The following is a 19949-nucleotide window of genomic DNA, read 5'->3' as shown; positions in this document are numbered from 1 at the left end:
AGACTCCTGCGGGATTAGCGCGAGCCGAAAATCCACTTTGCAACGTGTTCTTCTTTGCAAAGTTAGTTGAGACCGTGCCCGCGGAAAGCGAAGTAATTAGTCGGAGCATTGCCAATATACATCAAACATTTCAAAATAACTACTTGGCTTAACGCAGTCATTGCACTGATTTTATACTTTCTTAACTAAGAACAAAAGCGCAAGTGCCCGATTAGAAACGTAGCTACTGGAGCAAGTCAACGGAGATAAAGAAATCATGGTGTGCTTGCGAGCCGATGGTGACTTATCGTGTAGGGAAATTCGTGAAGTCGCCTCATTTCTGGGCGTTGGAGTTGGACACGGCTCAACAACCCCCTATTTATCCACATGGGCATTTCCTAGACTATAAAAAAGCTATTGCTTTACTACAACAGCTTTTATTTCATTTATTTAGTTGTTTTAATCTGTATCCACTATAATTTCCAATAGTTGATCCTCTATTACCTTTCCTTCCTCTTCATCAATTAGATTGTTAATCATAATGGAGAATATTAGCTTTTCTTTATTGCTTTTTTCAGCATAGCCCGATAATGTACTAACACCGTAAATTGTCCCTGTTTTAGCTTGCACAACTAAATCAGGCATTCGATAACGTAACGTCCCTCCTATTTGCCGATCAGAATCCCCAGCTACTGGAAGTGACTTTATAAAGCTTGGAAACCACGCTTCTTTTTGAACAGCGTATAATAATTGGGTAATTGCGGTTGGTGGTATTAATGTTACATGTGATATTCCTGAACCATCACGAATAAGTAGTTTTTCTTGATTCAAACCAAACCGCTTTAATTGTCTCTTTAGCGCCTCGATTCCTTGCTCCCAGCTTCCTTCTCCGTATACTTTTTTTCCCATTTCCTTTACTAAAATCTCTCCAAGACTGTTGTTACTATGTTTCATAAATGGAATAAGCAGCTCTGCTAACGTCATAGATGAATGCGTGAAAAGCAATTTCGATTCTATAGGTGCCTCGCCACTTTTCACTACTCCATGCCATGTTATATTCTGCTTGACTAAAGCCTGCTTAAGTAAGTCCAGTGCATAGCCAGTGGGTTCCCAGACAGCTATCCACTCTTTGATCGGCTCTTTGGCTTTAGGGATTATTCCTGACACTGATACGATATTTGTCCCGTGCTCACGTTCTATGATGAGGTCTTCTTCTTGCTCAGCTTTTACCGTTATTGCTTCATTTTTTATTTCTATATAATTGTTTTTTGGTGACATGGATACTTGTGGCTTTTCACCAATTCCACCTGATTGTATTTCTAAACGGACAGTTCCCGCGTCATAATCCTTGTCTGGAGAAACTGTTAATGCAGATACTTGTGCACCATAATAATAATGCTCATCACTCCAAATCATATCTGGTGAGAGGCGAACTGCATCATACCATGTATCGTCACCGATTATATCTCCAGAAATATGATCAATATCCATTGCTTTTAACTTTGCTGCGAACATGTCAAAGGTTTCTGGCAACAAGGTAGGGTCCCCTTTTCCAACTAAATACAGATTTCCATTCAACCTCCCCTGCTTTATCGTCCCATTAGTACGTAATTCTGTAGAAAATTGATAATCCTTTCCCAACACGGATATACTCGTCGCTGCAGTTAACAACTTCATATTAGAGGCAGGTCGAAACCGAGTATTTCCCATATGCTCATAAATTATTTTGCCTGTATCCGCTTGTCGAATACTTACCCCAATTAATCCGCCCTTTAATTTTGGTTCTTTATAGATATATGAATCTAGCTCTTGCTTCATACTATAGCTCTCTCCTTTTCCATTAGCCGCTGTTGCAGTGCAAGACACAGAAGAAGCTATACATACAGTAACGATCAATCCTAAAATAACCAGCCACCCTATACCCTTAGGATGTACAAACATAAGAACACACCTCAAAATAGCTTAAGTTTATGGCCTTATTCATTATTTCCACAAGACTGTCTTTCATTCCTGTTTTTTTAAGATTTCGCGCTTCTATATATACAACCTATCCACTCATTTCCTTTATAGCAAACTACAGCATAGTAAATAACGGATGCAAACATTACTCCACCTTTCTCTCAAGTTGTGGTAGATGCTTATGTTCAATACGATAATTAATATGTAAAAATGGTATAGAGAACAGCCACATTCGATGTCTGGCTTTAAGTAAACCTTCCTCTACTTCTTCTACATCAAAGGTTTCTTCAATCGGCAACCTAAATAACCGATTTCTAATCACTAAATAAATACCCGAATCCGCTTTAGTTGTACGTACTTTTTTGCTGGTTAACTGCAAATGCTCTCCTTGTTGATTTAATTCCAAAATTCCAATCATGGATGTACGAGGCAATGGTAAAGCAATATTCATATAAGTACGCTCCCCACTTTGGTGATGGGAATATAACGCTACAAAAACAGTCTCTTGACTGATTTTTCTGACCCATGCTCTTGTATTGCTTCGGCCATCTATATGATCGGCGATCCCGTGTATATCTCCTGTCATTTCGTTACATCTACTGGATAAAGGTAAATTCAATTGCTTTATAAAGCGGCTTATTTGTCGATAGATAATTGCCAGGGGTAGAAACCAGTGATGCCAATATACTTCGGCAAATAATCGATAACTTTTTGTATTTTCATAGAAATCGATAATCGTATTGGATAACGTCTCTGTATCGATATCATATGCAAATTGTTTCATAGAGTCTATAAGCCCGTTATAACTTTGTTCATCCGTCTTTCCATTTAGAATTGCTTCGTCTACTACGACTGATCCTCTGATCTTACTAATTGGAAAGACTATCTCCCTTTGCTTACTTAATGGTGGAGCAACTAACCAGCCTATTGTACCTATTCCTGCAAACAGTATGATATTTATCAAGCCATGAAACAGTATCATGAAGTCAATGGAAATAAAAAATCGCTCTGAAAGATTCCCAAGTGCATATATAAGTGAGAAAAGTATTGAAATTCCTAATGCACTGTATGAAATACGGACAAACCATTTTTGGAACGTGTTTTGGAACGAAGTTTGAAATGATAAGCCAATTAAACCATATATTCCAATGATATAAAGTATGACAGACACGAATTCCAAAATAACCGAGAACGTAATTCCTAACGCGACAACCATAGGTGAAATGATAATAACGGTTGCGACTAATGGATACCATTTCGATTGATGGACTCTTCCTAAAAGCCCGACAGAAACAGGTAATAGAAATGCAGAATAGTGAAAATGATTTGCTGTTAACCATGTAATAATAGGTGAAAAGCCTGTATCAATCTGTGCTTCATGCGCCACAAACCAAGCTCCACCTATAACCATATAAATAAGTCCAATATCAATTAAAAACTCCTCGACATGTACAAAACCTCTATGTAGAAAACGGTTGACCCCAAGGATTGCCAACATGATTGTAAACATGAAATAGATGGTTGCCAGTATTGTATCAATTGGAGAATCTTGTGTTATTTGCAGTACAAAAATGGCTATAGATGCGACAATTCCAAAATATGGATAAAAAGTGGGGATCCAGCCTCTTTGTTCTTTTAAAATGATGTGCAGCATGTATGGCACAAAAATTAATTGTGCTGCAGATAATATTAATAAGTACCAAGAATCTTTTCCATACAAGGTAATCAGAATGAATAAGACACTATTCATACAGGCTACTTTAAAAAATGTCATTGCTTTTAAACTCCCCTTCATATGAGAAAACCGTTCCAATTATAGGATTTTTAACCTGAACCTGTATATAGTACACCGCTTTCGTTTCCATATATGTTTCCGTTACAGTAGCCAATCCCTGAAATATTTTGGGTAATGGAATTTCTATAAATGGTAATACGAGTCTCTGTTTTTTAGAATCAATTCGCAATCCTCCTTCTTTCGTTATTGACAGTGCTAAATCGGAATAAAACTTAGCAGGTTCACCTAGATAATCTTGGATAAGGTTTTGTTCGGAATTTAGATACATACGTGCATTAAAAAAGCGCTTTTTATGATTAAAATAAAATACTCTTTCCCAGTGAACCTGTTCGGTTCCATCGCTTGCTATTATTTGCGAATTTACAATTTCAAATGGAATATTCTTTCCAGATTCAGGAAAGAATAATTTATACTTTTTACCTAGCCAAAAGATAGGAAATAACCACATTGGTCCCCCTCTTACACATTTCATCACTCCCGTTGCTTTAAAGATACTATTTCTTTTAAATTCATATCGTCTTTGTAACATAGGGTGAAGATCATAAAATTGGTTTTCTAATACCTTTTTATAAATAGACATTTGCAACTCCTTCTTACTTACGCTTACAGCTTCTTGCTGTAGGAATATTCTTAGTAGTGTGTAACCCTACGATAGAAACCACTAGCAAAGCCAAATTAAACGTTACGGGATTAAATGGATGAAAGAGCTGATCTGGAGTTGTTAAACTGGCTATGATTCCTAATAACGGAAAAATTGCAATTTGTATTATGTATAACCATCTTCTATTTTCGTAGAATAGCCACATCAACCCAAACATAACTTCTATCGCTCCAGTGATCATAATTAGCACAGATGCTTGTTTTACATTGATTGAAAGTGCCGTTTGTACCATTGATAATTCAACAGGATGTTGGTGTATCAACTTAGCAGCTAATCCATGATAGAGCCAAATAAAGCTAAATAACAAGGTGAATAACCAACTACTAAAGAAACGTAAATACTGTGTTGTTGGCATCTCTCCTTCTTCTATCCACCTTTTTAACACAGCAAAACTGATTGCTGTGGCCCATCCCATCAATGGACGAAAAATGAAAAAATCAAACAGTTTACCTAAGTATCCAAACCTTGTTTTATAGTTATATTTTGTAAGAAACAGTGTAGAATCTTGTTGTGGTATGTATTTCCAATACCCTCCACCTTCCTTAATAATGGATACTGTCTGATCTGAACCAAACTGCAGGGAGGATACCTTAGATCCATCCTTTGTATTGGAGCTTCCGGAACTTCTCCCCCAGCCTTTTATTTGTAAACCAAAGCCAATTCTCGTTTTATACGAGAATTTTTGTTGCTGCTTCACTTCATCCTTTGGTAAATACGAGATAGATGAAAAACGTAAATCCCACTTTTCATGTAAGTCCGGTGTTTGTGTGAATTTCCATATTGTTTCTGTATCCGATTGAATGGGTATTTCTACATAAATTGGTTTGTTCTTCATAGTATCACCTCCTCTTATTCTTCCAATATAACATATATTTTTAGGGAATAATCACAATTATCCGGCAAGCATACGATTCGTTTGATAATAAGTACCTATATGTGCATATATTTCCATTGAATAAAATAGGGCTATCAGCATACAATAAGAACAAACGTTCTTTTTTCGGAGGTGGATTAATATGAACTATGCTTCTTATCCACGCAACGATGTACTTTGCATTGATATGCGCTCCTTTTATGCAAGTGTCGAAGCAATTAAATTAGGAAAAGATCCAATGAAGGTCCTGCTTGCAGTTGTAGGGGATCCGAACCGATCAGGAAGTATTGTACTGGCAGCATCGCCAGCTTTAAAGAAAAAATATGGAATTAGCAATGTCAGCCGCTTTTTTGAGCTACCGGATGATCCAGATTTATATATTGTCCGTGCACATATGGCTGATTACTTATATGTGTCTGCTGAAATAACCAAATTAATTAATCAGTATGTGCCTAAGGAAGCTATTCATCCATACTCTGTTGATGAAGTCTGGGTTACCGTTAATGGATTAACAAAATTGTTTGGCAGTCGTTGGGAAGTGGCAAAACGGATGAAGCACGACATCCTTGAATGCTTTGGAATTACGAGCTCTATTGGTATCGGTGATAATAAATTCCTTGCAAAAGTTGTTATGGATCTTCATGCCAAAAAGCAAGGAATTGCGGAATGCAAATATGAGGATGTCGAAGCAAAGTTATGGTCATTTCCGATAGAAGCAATATGGGGAATTGGCAGTAGAATGAAGAATAATTTAAACAAGATGGGGATTGTCACACTGGGACAGCTTGCACGCTATGATTTAAATCACTTAAAAAAACGTTTTGGGGTGATGGGAGAACAGCTTTATTGGCATGCTTGGGGAATCGATTTAAGCCCAGTCCTCGGTGATTTTGTTAAAACGGAACAAAAGGGATTTGGTCATGGTATTTCCTTACTACGTGATTACTCTATGCAAGAAACAGAAGTTTGTCTACTTGACCTTTGTGAAGAAGTATGTCGTAGAGCTCGCACTGCTAACATGGCTGGTAAAACGATTCATCTAGCAATCGGCTATTCTAAAGCTACAGGAGGTGGTTTTTCCCGTTCTCGCTCTATCCAAATCCCGACAAATGTGACGATGGATGTTTACCATGTTTGTATGGATTTGTTTTTACAGTTTTATGATGGAGTAAGCAGCGTTCGTCGTGCCTATGTTACATTAGATAATTTATATAAAAAACAAGAAACACAGCTCAATTTGTTTGAAGACAGGGCAAAGAAAAATGATATTGGTTATACGATGGACGCTATCCGTGCCAAATATGGTTCTACTTCTATTCTCCGTGCCATCAGTTACACAGACGCTGGAATTACCCTAGAAAGAAGCCAAAAAATTGGTGGTCATTACGCTTAAAACAAACTCCCCTTTTTAAAAAGAGCACCATTTGCTTACAGCAAAAAGTGCTCGGAAACTAACAGCTATGCAAATATATCACTAATTTTTTGTACATCTGCTTGCGAAAGAGAAATCTCAGCAGCTCTTTTATTGCTAAGTACTTGATCAGGACGCTTAGCTCCAGGAATAAGAACATTAACCGAAGGCTGTGTCAAATACCAGGCCAGTACAATATGCACTACCTCTTCGCCATATGCTTCAGCTATCATGTTAACCTGTTTTACTTTCGCAAGATTTTCTTCGAATTTCTCACCTTGAAAATTAGGGTTCTGTGCTCGCAAATCAGTGAAAGTACTATTTATATTATATTTCCCAGCTAATAAACCTGATTCTAATGGAAAATAAGGAATGAACGTAATATTTTCTTTTTCGGTATAAGGAAAATATTTCGTTTCCGCATCACGTTTTAATAGATTATATTCTGCTTGCAGTACGTCAACGTATCCATCTTTATTCGCTTCCTTTAATTGTTCCGGAGAAAAATTAGAAACACCAATGGATCGAATTTTCCCTTCATCTTTTAACTCTTTTAATGCACCTACAGCTTCATCTTTTGGCGTATCTTCATCTGGAAAATGAATGTAAAATAAATCAATATAGTCTGTTTGCAGACGACGCAAACTATCCTCTACTGATCGTTTTAAAAATGCTGGTGAATTATCCCATCACAATATCATCACCGATAAATTTATGTGCACCTTTGGTTGCGATGATAATATCTTCTCGCTTATATTCCTTCATTACTTCACCAATTAGCTCTTCAGAACGCTCTGGTCCATAGATAAAGGCTGTATCTAGCATATTAATCCCATTATTCAGCGCCTTACGCACAACATCCTGGCCCTCACGTTCATCTAACAAATTCGGATAAATATTATGTCCACCAACAGCATTTGTCCCTAGCCCAATTGGGTAGACCGAAATATCAGATTTCCCTAAATACGTTTGCTTAGCCATAAAGTAAAAACTCCTTTCCCGATAGGATTAATGCAATATTAACATGTTTTCTAAATTCAAGATACGATATTGCTTATAGCTTAAAAACAAAGTATGCAATTAGTCATTGCACATAAAATGAAACTTCAATCCGTGGGGGTTACTGCTAGTTATATGTGGGATAAAGCAAAGAGGCTGAGACAAAAGAACGGAAAAACAGTAAAAAACGAACAATAATTAGTTTAAATTAATTATCGTTCGTTTTTTGATTAAAATCATTCGTTGAACATCTAAAACAAGCGAGACTCCAGCGGGAACAGCACGAGTCCGAAGATCCACGTGGTAACGTGTTTTTCTTTACCCAGTTAGCTGAGGCCGTTCCCGCGGAAAGAGCGTATAGTTTCACGGTACGGCAATGCTACTCCTATTGATAATATGATTATTCGTATTTTGAGTAAGAAGTTGTGTTTTGTCCAGCCTCTTTATATGAAATCTATCGGTCTATTATTTCAGATAAGAAGCTTTTTCCTTCTGCCGTTGATGGTAGCTGAAAGAAATCGCAGAATGTAGCACCAACATCAGCCATTGTATCCCGGAGGCCAATATTCGCCTGTTTTACCTTCTTACCAAGAATCAAAATCGGCACATATTCCCTTGTATGATTAGCATGGCCAATTGTTGGATCATTTCCATGGTCAGCCATAACAATTAGCAAATCATCGTCTGCCATTAGAGGAAGAAACGAATCAGATAACCACTTATCAGTTTCATTTAATAGCTGACAATACCAATTAACATCCTCAGCATGTCCTGCCAAGTCTGTTTCCTGTACATTTATGAGAAAAGCTGCGTCTGCTTCTTCCTGTTCATAAACATGACTCACAGTATGGAGGAGATCGGTAGTGTTAACAATCGGATCAGATGGTCCCTCACCATGCAATACATCTGCAGTTTTTCCTAAGCGATGAACCTTCAAACCATGGTGCGCAGCAATCATCGGGAATTGCTGGTCAATTTCAACACCATAGCCCATGTGATACACATTATAGCCCTCTCCATAAACCTTGGCTTTCGGCGTATTCACTCCCCATTGTCCTTTATGCTTTTCTTCTACACAGGACAAAATATGCTCGATCGACGTATATGGTCCACCAAAAGCAATCACTCGAGTAGTATCTACGTTCTCACGGACGACACGACCAAGCTTTTTAACTTCTGAAAAAGGCATCTTCTTGAAATCAGCTGTTACATTAATAATATTTCCATATGCTGATTCTAAATTATCAGCAACAACTGCTGCATCGTTCACTAATAATATGGGACAATCTGCAATTGGATACGTCACACGATATCCAGCGTTCTCTAGTACAACTTTCATTGTTAAATGAATGTCCTTCATTAGACGCTTATGCGATTTTTTGGGGCAACTTCCAGCTATTTCTTGATGTCCCAAATACGTATCTGCGCCATGGTGAGCTAATTTGGAACGACCATAGGCATTTGGTGGTGGAACTTGATTGTCAACCAAAGCCCCAAGACCAGATTGATACATAAAGGGAATTTGTAAATCATCTTTTTTCACATCACGAATATGCTTATACGTGTTAGCCGTGCAATCGGATGGTTGATAATCAACACAATCATCCATTGCGCCAATTCCAAAGCTGTCAATGACAAGTAATGTCATTTTCGCCATGATCACCACTTCCTTTCTAGATGTACAAGCTTGGGTGTTCCAGACTGTATCCCTTCAACAAGTGCTACATGAGCTCTGGTTACAAATATTTGTGTACGGAAGGAAAAAATAGCTGTATCGCCAATCTTTACTTTAAAACAATCTGGTTTTGCAATGGAACCGTAATAGTCAATAGCTTCTGGGCTACTTTGCCTTGCCGCCACATACTGTTGAAGAATGGATTCTTTGTGACTTCCTACTAAACAGCCTTCCATATTCGATCTCCCATAAAAACCACCAGCAATAACCTGATAATGATCTTTCGTTTCGTGTGATACTTCAGAAACATAGATCATTGCAGGAATTTCTGGCAACCTCTTAAACGCATGTATTGGTGTTGTCCCTGTTAATCCATGTCCTGGCTCACCATGAGTTACTCCGTGAGTAGCTAGATACGGAATCGTGTCAACACTCGTCCCACTCGGACCATTGACCTGTTTTACTGTAATTCCTTTCTCTTCTAGTAATTGCTTTCCTTTTAATAACGTTGTGAGATTAGCAGTTGCAACCATTTCCTGCTTATTATCCGCTAATTGTAAATTAGGAAAAGTAGTTACACCTATTATCCGAACACCAGGTAAGGTTAGTATTCGATCAAGTTCTCGATGTAGCTCACCTAGTGGAATCCCACCCTCCTGCGATTCATAAATACTGTCTTCAGGGCCAACGACTTTCAATAAAATATCCTGCTTTGTACCAATATCTACTGCTGCATCTGATAATTGTTTTGCACGCTCATATGAAAATATCGTAACAACCTCTGGGCTCCAGCTAAGTATCTCCTTCCACTGATGCTTTCCAGGTTGAACCAAATGTCCAATATTACCTATCGCGATACCGTGATCTGCGAGTACTTTACCTTCATCAAAGTCAACAGCTACTGCTTTTTTTATTCCACTTTCTACGATATAATTTACAACCTCCGGAAATCGGCCTAGCTGCTTACTCATAAAATATAATTCCATTCCATGCTTTTTAGCAGTATCTGCTAACATGCTGGCATTTGCTTTTAGAGCATCTACATCGATAATATACGTATTTGGAGGAATCTCTCCGTTTTGATGTAACGAAAGCCCGGCATATATCAGCTCTGGATTTCTTTGTATTGTTGTATGCAAAAACATGGAAGCACCCCTCCTTCATAAAAATCTAGTTGACCATTTTTATTGCTTTATTTAAGATATGAATAACTGTGGATGCTCCCGATTTCATCGGGTTAATGCGTAATCCATATTGTTTTAAGTGTGGCTGTGCTTCAATAAAACTGCCTGAAACACGATAAATCATTGGAATAATTTCATATTTTGATTCTGCGCCTACTGGATGAGTAGCAGCACCAAGTCCATTACTGTTTTGAATAACTTCTTGCGCAATTGGCTGCTCTAGCTCAACAATGACATTTTTTGATTGCGCATTTGTCATATAGGCTGCTGCAATTCCTTCGATGACGCCCTCATTTAATTGTTTACAAACCTCTTCAACCTGTTCATTCTGCGTTGCTAGTGATACTGGAGCAAATGTCATCATACGTAAAAGTTCCATCGCTTCATATCCCTGTACTTGTCCACCACCAGAATAATTTCGTTGCTGTAGTGTCTCTATACCGTCTTTTTTCCCTACAATTACTCCAATACCTTCTGGCCCAAGCAGCTTGAATCCGGAAAACGTAGAATAATCAGCACCATATTCTACACCAATCCCATAAGCTTTCATCGCACAATAATTATCGTCAACAACGATTGGAAGGTCTGGACGAATATTCTTCACCGTTTGAATAACCTCTTTTAGATGGTAGATATCTGTCGGCTGTTGCCTTGCATGCTGAATATAAAAAAGCTTACAGGATTGATTCTGTTGCACAGCTTCCTTTACAGCATTCAAATCATTGTAATTTATTGATTCTGTCTGAATACCTAGAATACGAATCGTATCCTTCGTCGTTGTATAAACAGGAGCAGTATGAATGAACATGCTATCACCAGCTTCAAGGAGCGTGCTCAGAATGATTCGAATCGCACTTGTACCTGCACCTCGAACGAGAGCAGACTTTTCAGCTTCAAAAAAATCGGCAATAACACGCTCTACCCTTTCCGTTTGTTCTGGTTTCTGATAACGAGGAGCGACACCAAGGTCACCCATAGATAAGAATTGATCACCTGTAAAATATTTACTCATACTATGGGTTAATTTAAATTGAAGCTGTTGAGCCTCCTCAACTGTCAACGTTGGAAGTACAGATGAAGCATATTTTAATTTTTCCGGATTGTAAGCCATATTACCGCTCCTTTACTGAAAATGCATTTGCTGGATTTTTTACAAGCAGGTCTGTAATTACCGTCTCCGTTACACCACGTTTTTTTAATGCAGGGATAAAATCGTTTAACACAAGATCATATCCCGGACCACCAAATTTATGCCAATGGGATTTTCGTGTTAAGTCTGCTGACAAAACAATTTGTTTATGGAAACCTCTCTCAATAAAATCTAATAGAAAGTCCAAACGCTCCTCATCCGGTCTGTAATTATTCTTACCAATCGTATCAAATCCAATATATACACCAGATTGAAGTACGTCTAAAACCTCTTCCTTATTAGGATTTAAATCCTGATGACCAATGATTATTTGTTCCTTCGGTAATCCCAATGCAAAAAACATGTCCACTTGCTTACTACCTAGCGTCCCTAAAGATGTATGGGTGGAAATCGGTAAGCCTGTCTCTAGACCAGCCATGCCAGCTCCAATAATGAGCTCTTTTTCCACTGGTTTTATCTCATTAACACTTGTCCCTACCTCCCCGATAATTCCAGGAAGAACACCTGTATCCTCAATTCCTTCTTTACTTTCTTTTATGAAATGAGTAGCAAATTGTTCACGATCCCACCCCTGGGCAAATTCAGGTATGAATGGATCTTTATAAAAACCAGTACATGTAACAATGTGTACACCAGATTCTTCACTTAAACGAACTAGCCTTTTGACATCTCTTCCCATTCCATCATTCGTCAGTTCTATCAAGGATCGTCCACCTGCTTGATAAAAATAAGCAAGTTCTTCCATCATCCCTTGTTCATCATCCAAAATTGTATCTGGATCCCCTTTTACTCTAGATAAGTCAATGGAGAGGTGCTCATGCGCCGCACAAACACCAAATGCTTCTTTCTCAATTTTTCCCTTTACAGTCTGTATCATTTGCTAATCACTCCTATGCTGTTTGTACTTAAGATACTGACATAATTCCTAGTAGTACCAATATGTTTGCAATAACACCAACTGCGATTGCTCCAACAGGCCCAACCGCCATTCGGACGATTGGTCTTCCAGCAACCTCATTCAATAAATAGAAGCCTGCGATAAAGAAGAATCCAAAACCAGGTGCAATGATATTTGCTGCATTTGCCCCTCCAATTAATAAGGCAACTTCTAATAATTTTGTCATTGCACTACGAATATTTTCCCCTGAGTTCCTTACACCAGGGTATTTGTCTAAGAACTTAGCAATCGAACTTAATAACATTACTTCTAAAAAGATAACAATAGCCCCAACAATTACTGCCACCCAAACATTTGGTACGAATAGACCAACTACAAATATCAAGGTGAATCCAACAGGACTGTAGACACCAGTAGCTATTGCTGTACTGGCAACTAAAGGAATGAAACCAATGGCTCTAGCTGCAGCAGCAATTCCAGCATCTGTTTGCTTTCCTTCAGCTAATAGATTAAGAGAAATTGGGTCTCCGGCCATTAGTAATAGATTCGTCGCACCAGCAATTAGTGCACCAATAATCATAAAGAAGACAACATTCTTTTTAATTGATTTAACTTTCTCACTGAATATGGATGCTAAGTCAACAGATGAACCTTCTTCCGTCTTTTCCCTCATAGCAAAAGCAAATAAGAAAATCATACCAGCGATAAGAGCCATACCCTCTTGATTTAACGTGATCACGTTATCACCGATACTTAGGAAGCCACTATCATTGACAAACACCGCTAGCTGCCTAACTAGTGCCGCTACAATAAACGTAACAATCCCTTTCTTAACACTAAATTGCATCGCAACTGCTAATGCTGGGAAAGCCATAAATGTTACAACTACTGGTGTTCCTACCTCTCCCATCGGTTCAAGGAAGTTAACAGGTAAGTATTCAAATAGCTTTACAAAGCCTTCCAATCCCATCAATAGTCCCCAACCATATAAACCACCAATTACTGCGGCAACGGGTGTACCCCACTTATTCTTCGGTGTCATCAAGCCAATAATATCTGTTCCAAGTAAAATACTATGAATCAAAATAATACTTGCTGTAATGGTAAAAGGTATTCCAAATCCTACTACTAAACCAAAACTCATGGCAAATGCCGTTAGCCCTAGCTCTCTACGCTTCAATCGTCCCTCTAAATGCTCCGATACAATTGGCCGTAACCCATCATTGAAAACGGCTATGTTCATGTTGGCTAGTACAGCGGCAATTGCCCCAATCAAAATTACAAATATCATTTCCATCTAATAGTCCCCCTTTATTTGTGATTATCCTTTATTTTTTAAAGCTTGAAGGATCATAGGAACCGCTGCTTCCATATGATCACCAGTAAAACCGAAAGCTATTTTCCCCTCTTTTACAGCCTCTTCTACTCTGGAAGCGTCAGGCTTCTTCCCTGGCATAGACACCGTTTCACATTTATCTTTTCCTATCATCGCAATTGCCATTGCAAGTGCACCGCCACCACCAGTATGGCAAGCACCTAAATAATAATCGGCTTGACCTGTTTTCATGGCCATTGCTGCATCTAAATCTGACTTCACAACAGTCTCAACAGCGGGATCCACATCTTTAATTAACGCTTCAATCGCTTTTTTCTCTACTTGTCCACCTATAACAATTTTCATTTTTTATTTCCTCCTTTATTCATAGCTAATACGTTTGTATAATGCATGTATAAAAATTCCTTTTCTTCCTGAGGAAGCTCTTTCTCCCAGCTCTGTTGTACCTTATTCACATGTCTTTCTGCATCTAGATAATAAGCAGATTGCTTCACTTCTTCCATAATAGCAGGAGATGGGGCCTCAAGAGCTTCACCTCTTTCAATTCTTGTCAATGCAGAAGGTAAGTGAGTAAATAACATTTCTGCCTGATCCACCTCTTCTAGCTCTAATTCATTCACTAATTCTTGAAAAGCAGCTAAAGTAATATGACATGCTTCTTTCGTTATTACCTCCCCTAAGACTAAAATGTGGAGTCTATCTTCTAATTCAGCTACATTCATACATATACCCCCTAGATAAAATACAGTTTTCTGTATATTGATGATAAAAAACTGCCTCACACTAATAGTGTGGGAGCTTTTCCTTATTCACAACCTGTTGCTGAATTCGTAGTATTTTTTCTTTATCCAGCTTTGTAATGTATTCCTTTACATCTTTTCGATCTTTTTCAATAAGAATGACCGAAGTAGATGCATTTTTCACGACTTGCCGTGTAGACGCTGACTGAAATTCGCCTACTTGGAAGGTTTCTCTTGCTCGATTTTCATCAGCATTCCAAACTGCTGCATCGAGATCTCCCTTTAAAAGCATTTCAAAGAGCTGCATATAGTTAACAGGTATTAACTCAACATCAAGGCCTCTGCATTCCATGAGTGTAATTTTCGATTGATCTATTGAAGTATAATCTATCCCGACACGCATACCATCTTTTATTTTTTGTTCACCATGGTTAGAAAAAAAGATTTGGTGTGCTGTAACATACGTATGGGCTCCAAAATTCAGCGCTATCTCTAGATTCTCATCCTCAGAAACTTCTTGTTCAGCTGCAAGCTGGGACATAATTACAAAATCAGACCTTCTTGCCTTTAACGACTCAAGCCGTTGTTTAGATCCTCTCATGTAAGCAAGGTCGATATGATTTAACATCGCTTCCGATGCCTCAATTAATCCTGTTGCCAACCCTTCATACTTAGGTGAATATGGCAGCGGCATAGCACCTATTAACGAGCCAACACCTGCTATTTCTTTCAGTAATACAACATCTTTCTTTCGTAAAAACGTTCCAAGATGTCCCCTTGCTTCCAAATGAATAGCGTGCAAGTTTTCTAAAACCTTTAAAGCACCTTGAACGGTTCCATTTCCAATCTCTAATGTTTTCGCTAAGTCGCTTACTCTAGGAATTCTATCCCCCTCTTGAATATGCAGCATTTTTCCAGCTATCTCTTTTGCCGCTAAACCATTTTTTGAAAATAAACTTTCCCAAATTCTGCTCATATCGACTCCTTCATAATATACAAAATATTGTATATTGCAATTATACCGCTTACATAAATGAATTGCAATAATAATTTTATTGATTTTGTTAATGTTTTCACCCTAATATCGATTGCCATACAGACAGGATGGTTTTGCCTTGCTGTCCACTCTACATTACCTAAAAAACATCAAACAATGAACATTTGATGAACGGATCGATATAATACTACAAGGATTATTTTGTTACGCGCATACAAGGAGGTACTATTTCGGATGAAACAACACAGTGTCTTAATCGGGTCACCCATTCATCAGGAATACCCTATTCTAAAAGAATTTTTAACATCTTTATCTGAGCTGAAGCAAACAAATATTACTATCCATTATATGTTCGTTGATGATAATACTGATAAAGCTTCAAAGCAACTATTGAGGAACTTCGCTCAAGATAATGAAGGCAGTACAGAAATTATTGCTCCCTCTCCCTATGACCATCAGGGGTATTCTCGTAATGGTAATACGCATATTTGGAATCATCAAGCTATCTGGAAAGTAGCTGAATTTAAGAATCAAATTATCAAACATGCAAGGGATAAAGGGTATAATTATTTATTCTTAATTGATTCAGACCTTCTTATTCATCCAAACACCATTGAATATTTAATTCGAATAGACAAGAACATTATTTCTACCATCTTTTGGACAAAATGGCAGATAAACGCAGACCCACTTCCACAAGTATGGGTTCAAGATGAATATACTTTATATCACGCTACACATGGAGAACGATTATCAGATGAAGAAAAAAAACGCAGAACTATGGAATTCATTAATCAATTAAAGGTACCTGGAACGTATGAAGTTGGTGGATTAGGTGCATGTACGTTACTTAGTGCACACGCATTAAATACTGGTGTAAACTTTAGTCCAATTCCGAATCTTTCTTTTTGGGGGGAGGATCGTCACTTTTGTATTAGAGCACAGGCATTAGGATTATTATTATATGTTGACACACACTATCCAGCTTACCATATTTACCGTAGCTCGGATCTTGAAGCTGTAGAGGATTACAAGGACGATAATCAAGAACGTATCTCTCCTCTAGAAGTATCTGATATCTTAGCTAAGCGTATTAGTAAAGACAATAACAATAAAATAACATTATCCATGATTATGAAAAATGAAGCCTCACGATATTTAAAAAAAGTATTACTTCAGCATAGGGACTTCATTGATTCGGCGGTTATTATTGATGATGGCAGTGAGGACAATAGTATAGAGGTGTGTAAACAAATTTTAGCTGGCATTCCGACGCATATCGTCCAAAACAAAAGATCTACATTTGCAAATGAAGTAGAACTAAGAAAACAACAATGGGAGGAAACAATAAAAACAAAACCAGACTGGATTTTGAATCTAGATGCTGATGAACTGTTAGAAGATAAAGCGACAAATGAGATTCGTGAATTAATCAATCAATCGGATATCGATCTCTATAGCTTCAGACTCTATGATATGTGGGATGAAGAACATTATAGAGATGATAATTACTGGCAATCCCATTTGTGCTATCGGCCATTTTTATTACGATATCAACCAAACTTTGATTATCAATGGAAGAAGAAAAGGTTTCATTGTGGTAGATTTCCTGCGAATATTTATCATCTGCCAAATGCAATTTCCCGACTACGAATTAAACATTTTGGCTGGACAAATGCTAAGGAGCGTCAGCAAAAATATAACCGATATTTAGAGCTTGATCCAGATAGTGAATTTGGCTGGAACGAACAATATCAATCTATTTTAGATGCGCACCCTAGATTAATTAAATGGCAAGACTAGTCAACTGAGCCATAGAGTCTCAATCTATCAAATTGGGACTTTTTTTATAGTCTAGGAAATCATAACATTTTCCCCATATGGATAAATATCGGCGCGTTAAGCCACTTCCAGCTTCAGCGCCCAGAAACGAGGCGACTTCACAAATCACCTTACGATAAGTCATCATTGGCTCGCAAGCTCACCGTGATTCCTTTACCTCCGTTGACTCGCTCCAATCGTTACGTTTCTAATCGGACGCTTATGCTTTTGTACTTAAGTTGGTCTTCTTTTGTGATCTAACTACTTTATTCAAACCCTCGTATACTTATATTCTCCTCATAATAAGAAAATTGTCATAAGAGACAAGCAATGTATTGTAAAATAAAAAAGTGAGTTTTGTTTGCTCCATCGTTTCTTATTTATGTTATGCAATATTATTCTTTAATAAAGTAATCAGCTCTTGTACGAATGAATGTATTTACCTGAAGGGAGATGTTTTATTTGCAAAATAATTTACATGTATTGATAATGGGTGGAGATGCTCGATATCTACATGTGATCCGCATGTTAGCGCAGGAAAACATAACCGTCTACGTGATTGGATATGATCATATTCATTTTAATGAAATAAATGTTCAGCATGTCGAGTTAGAAAGTATTGACCACTCCATTTTAAATGCTATTATACTTCCTGTTGCTGGTACTGATACAAAAGGAAAAGTAGAAGTAACTTATTCAGACAAGTCAATATATTTAACCGAACAGCTTTTATCTTGTACACCATCAAATTGTGTTATTTACACCGGTACTTCCAATAATTACTTAGATCATGCAACAGCTGCTACGAATCGTAAATTAGTTAAACTCTTTGCTCGTGATGATATTGCTATTTATAATTCTATTCCAACCGCTGAAGGTGCACTTAAAATAGCCATAGAAGAAACAGATGTAACAATACATGGCTCTAATGTTAGTATACTTGGATTTGGAAGAGTAGGCATGACGGTCGCAAGATTATTTCAATCGGTTGGTGCACATGTATCTGTCGCAGTTAGAAGCTCCACCGCAATCGCTCGCATTACAGAGATGGGCTTTACGCCCGTTCAGTTGCGTGATTTAAAGCAAGCAATTGAAACAATGGATATTTGTATTAATACCATACCAGATAACGTAGTTGATAAAACCATCATTTCAGCAATGAAGCCAAGTATGTTTATCATTGATTTAGCATCAAAACCCGGAGGAACAGACTTTAACTTTGCAGCAAAACAGGGTATTAAAGCTTCGCATGCACTTGGTCTACCAGGTAAGGTTGCATCAAAGTCCGCTGGGATAATCATTGCTAATGTTTTATTGAGCTTATTAGAAGAAAGAGCTTAACAATTGTACCATATTACAATGATCACCTTTACGATTCGTATTAAATACTCACGGTTGAAGCGATCGTTTCGTTCATCATGAACTATGAAGCAAATGAGATAGAGACAAAAGTAATCTATATATGGAACAACTAGAAATGATGGTTCGTGTAACTAACTCGCTCCAGAAATATCTTCGCTTTCCACGAGCGAATGGTGAGTCTCTCCTCTTACTGACGCACTTTGGCAGCTCACTGCTGCCTTTCCTTTGGAAAGATAAGGAAGGCTTGTAGCAACGTTACTCCACGTAGAAAAAGAGCGCTCTTCTTTCCAAGGAGTCTACGTATATTTCTGGTGATAGAATAGTGTATTGTTCATCATTAGACCTTAAAATGCTGTTTTAATTATGTCCCAACCTCATCCTCATTTCTTTATCTCCATCTCAGGAATATCGTAATTTTGCAACAGTCCCGATTAGAATGAACCGTTTTTTTACTGAAATTTAAACGCAATTCATCTGGCGTAAACCCAACCTCGATGGTAGAAGTAATATTTAATGATTGAATTAAGCGCTTCACTTCTTCATGATCAGACTGTTGAGCAGCACTCATTATCTGCCTATCAAATTCTTTTGAGGTAGATAACTTATTCAGAACGACACGTACGTCATTCATAAGCCTTACCGTTTCATTTGCTGATTCATAGAAAAACTCTATATTAACAGGAGGAAGTTGCTCCCGAACCGGTATATACACAGGATATAAGGTGGTGGGATAATAACTCGGAACATAATAATACATCATACTTCAGCCCCTTTCACAAGGAGATTTACCTATATACTCTTTATATGCAGTAAGTTTCATTTTTGGGACCTCCTTTTATGGAAAGAAAAAGAGAGCAACCTATACTTCAGAAAATTATTTATGTCATTCATACAGGTTTCTACTAGCGGTATCTTGTTAACTTCCATATAGACGAACTACCACTAGTTCCTTTCAAATACGACAATCAAAAAATTTCGCCTTTTAAAGGATACAGTTCAAACTTTACCTGAGTAAACAAGGAGAATATTTTACATGCTACTACGCTTAAACCACTTGAAAAAGCACTAGATCAAACGAGTAGTTAATAAAAGCTAAATCCGCCCCCAG

16 protein-coding genes and 1 pseudogene are annotated in these 19949 nt (G+C 37.7%); 3 read left to right on the top strand and 14 right to left on the bottom strand.

Annotation, left to right across the window (positions count from 1 at the left end):
• Positions 1-438 precede the first annotated feature (438 nt).
• From dacB to ABDZ84_RS18065, 4 genes are all read right to left on the bottom strand, one after another.
• Positions 439-1920 (bottom strand): D-alanyl-D-alanine carboxypeptidase/D-alanyl-D-alanine endopeptidase, encoded by a 1482-nt coding sequence (dacB, locus tag ABDZ84_RS18080; RefSeq protein ID WP_051388378.1) that lies wholly within the window; start codon positions 1918-1920, stop codon positions 439-441.
• 163 nt (positions 1921-2083) lie between these two features.
• Complete coding sequence (locus ABDZ84_RS18075; RefSeq protein WP_051388379.1) at positions 2084-3712, bottom strand: YndJ family protein; 1629 nt, start codon at positions 3710-3712, stop codon at positions 2084-2086.
• The gene (locus tag ABDZ84_RS18070; protein WP_026682152.1) at positions 3699-4313 is read right to left on the bottom strand and encodes a DUF4166 domain-containing protein; all 615 of its coding nucleotides are present in this window, start codon (positions 4311-4313) and stop codon (positions 3699-3701) included. The genes ABDZ84_RS18075 and ABDZ84_RS18070 overlap by 14 nt, the downstream gene beginning before the upstream one ends.
• 13 nt (positions 4314-4326) lie before the next feature.
• The gene (locus ABDZ84_RS18065; protein ID WP_281949132.1) at positions 4327-5229 is read right to left on the bottom strand and encodes a DoxX-like family protein; all 903 of its coding nucleotides are present in this window, start codon (positions 5227-5229) and stop codon (positions 4327-4329) included.
• A gap of 181 nt (positions 5230-5410) precedes the next feature.
• On the opposite strand from ABDZ84_RS18065, the gene ABDZ84_RS18060 reads away from it, so the two are divergent.
• A complete protein-coding gene (locus ABDZ84_RS18060; RefSeq protein ID WP_166529961.1) occupies positions 5411-6661 on the top strand; it encodes a DNA polymerase IV in 1251 nt (416 codons plus the stop codon).
• A gap of 65 nt (positions 6662-6726) precedes the next feature.
• On the opposite strand, the pseudogene ABDZ84_RS18055 reads toward ABDZ84_RS18060, so the two are convergent.
• The 9 genes and pseudogenes from ABDZ84_RS18055 to yhfZ all read right to left on the bottom strand — a co-directional run bounded on the left by ABDZ84_RS18055 (position 6727) and on the right by yhfZ (position 15637).
• Positions 6727-7660 (bottom strand): annotated as a pseudogene (locus ABDZ84_RS18055) (aldo/keto reductase).
• A 472-nt stretch (positions 7661-8132) separates the two neighbouring features.
• Positions 8133-9335 (bottom strand): phosphopentomutase, encoded by a 1203-nt coding sequence (locus tag ABDZ84_RS18050; protein ID WP_026682156.1) that lies wholly within the window; start codon positions 9333-9335, stop codon positions 8133-8135.
• A gap of 2 nt (positions 9336-9337) precedes the next feature.
• Entirely contained in the window at positions 9338-10498 is a 1161-nt protein-coding gene (locus ABDZ84_RS18045; RefSeq protein WP_026682157.1) for an alanine racemase, read from the bottom strand.
• A gap of 25 nt (positions 10499-10523) precedes the next feature.
• Complete coding sequence (locus ABDZ84_RS18040; RefSeq protein WP_026682158.1) at positions 10524-11648, bottom strand: aminotransferase class V-fold PLP-dependent enzyme; 1125 nt, start codon at positions 11646-11648, stop codon at positions 10524-10526.
• A gap of 1 nt (position 11649) precedes the next feature.
• Positions 11650-12564, bottom strand: a complete 915-nt coding sequence (locus ABDZ84_RS18035) for a phosphotriesterase family protein (RefSeq protein ID WP_343782488.1) — start codon at positions 12562-12564, stop codon at positions 11650-11652.
• A 28-nt stretch (positions 12565-12592) separates the two neighbouring features.
• Positions 12593-13882: a YhfT family protein gene (locus ABDZ84_RS18030; protein ID WP_166529960.1), complete on the bottom strand. Its 1290-nt coding sequence runs from the start codon at positions 13880-13882 to the stop codon at positions 12593-12595.
• 24 nt (positions 13883-13906) lie between these two features.
• Positions 13907-14266, bottom strand: a complete 360-nt coding sequence (locus tag ABDZ84_RS18025; RefSeq protein WP_026682160.1) for a DUF2620 domain-containing protein — start codon at positions 14264-14266, stop codon at positions 13907-13909.
• Positions 14263-14643: a PRD domain-containing protein gene (locus ABDZ84_RS18020; RefSeq protein ID WP_026682161.1), complete on the bottom strand. Its 381-nt coding sequence runs from the start codon at positions 14641-14643 to the stop codon at positions 14263-14265. The genes ABDZ84_RS18025 and ABDZ84_RS18020 overlap by 4 nt, the downstream gene beginning before the upstream one ends.
• 61 nt (positions 14644-14704) lie before the next feature.
• Entirely contained in the window at positions 14705-15637 is a 933-nt protein-coding gene (gene yhfZ / locus ABDZ84_RS18015; protein WP_034679368.1) for a GntR family transcriptional regulator YhfZ, read from the bottom strand.
• Positions 15638-15892: 255 nt separating this feature from the next.
• Between yhfZ and ABDZ84_RS18010 the strand changes: the two genes are divergently transcribed.
• Both ABDZ84_RS18010 and dpsA read left to right on the top strand, forming a co-directional pair.
• Entirely contained in the window at positions 15893-17461 is a 1569-nt protein-coding gene (locus tag ABDZ84_RS18010; protein ID WP_343782485.1) for a glycosyltransferase, read from the top strand.
• 480 nt (positions 17462-17941) lie between these two features.
• Positions 17942-18820, top strand: coding sequence for a dipicolinate synthase subunit DpsA (gene dpsA / locus ABDZ84_RS18005; RefSeq protein WP_026682164.1), 879 nt, complete (start codon positions 17942-17944; stop codon positions 18818-18820).
• 409 nt (positions 18821-19229) lie between these two features.
• Here dpsA and ABDZ84_RS18000 read toward each other — a convergent pair whose 3' ends face one another.
• The gene (locus ABDZ84_RS18000; RefSeq protein ID WP_121605003.1) at positions 19230-19601 is read right to left on the bottom strand and encodes a YuzC family spore coat inner layer protein; all 372 of its coding nucleotides are present in this window, start codon (positions 19599-19601) and stop codon (positions 19230-19232) included.
• Positions 19602-19949 lie beyond the last annotated feature (348 nt).

Source organism: Virgibacillus salarius, assembly GCF_039521925.1.
Classification (GTDB): domain Bacteria; phylum Bacillota; class Bacilli; order Bacillales; family Amphibacillaceae; genus Virgibacillus; species Virgibacillus salarius.
Note: the sequence above shows the minus strand (reverse complement) of the source record. Positions and strands in the feature narration are given on the sequence as shown.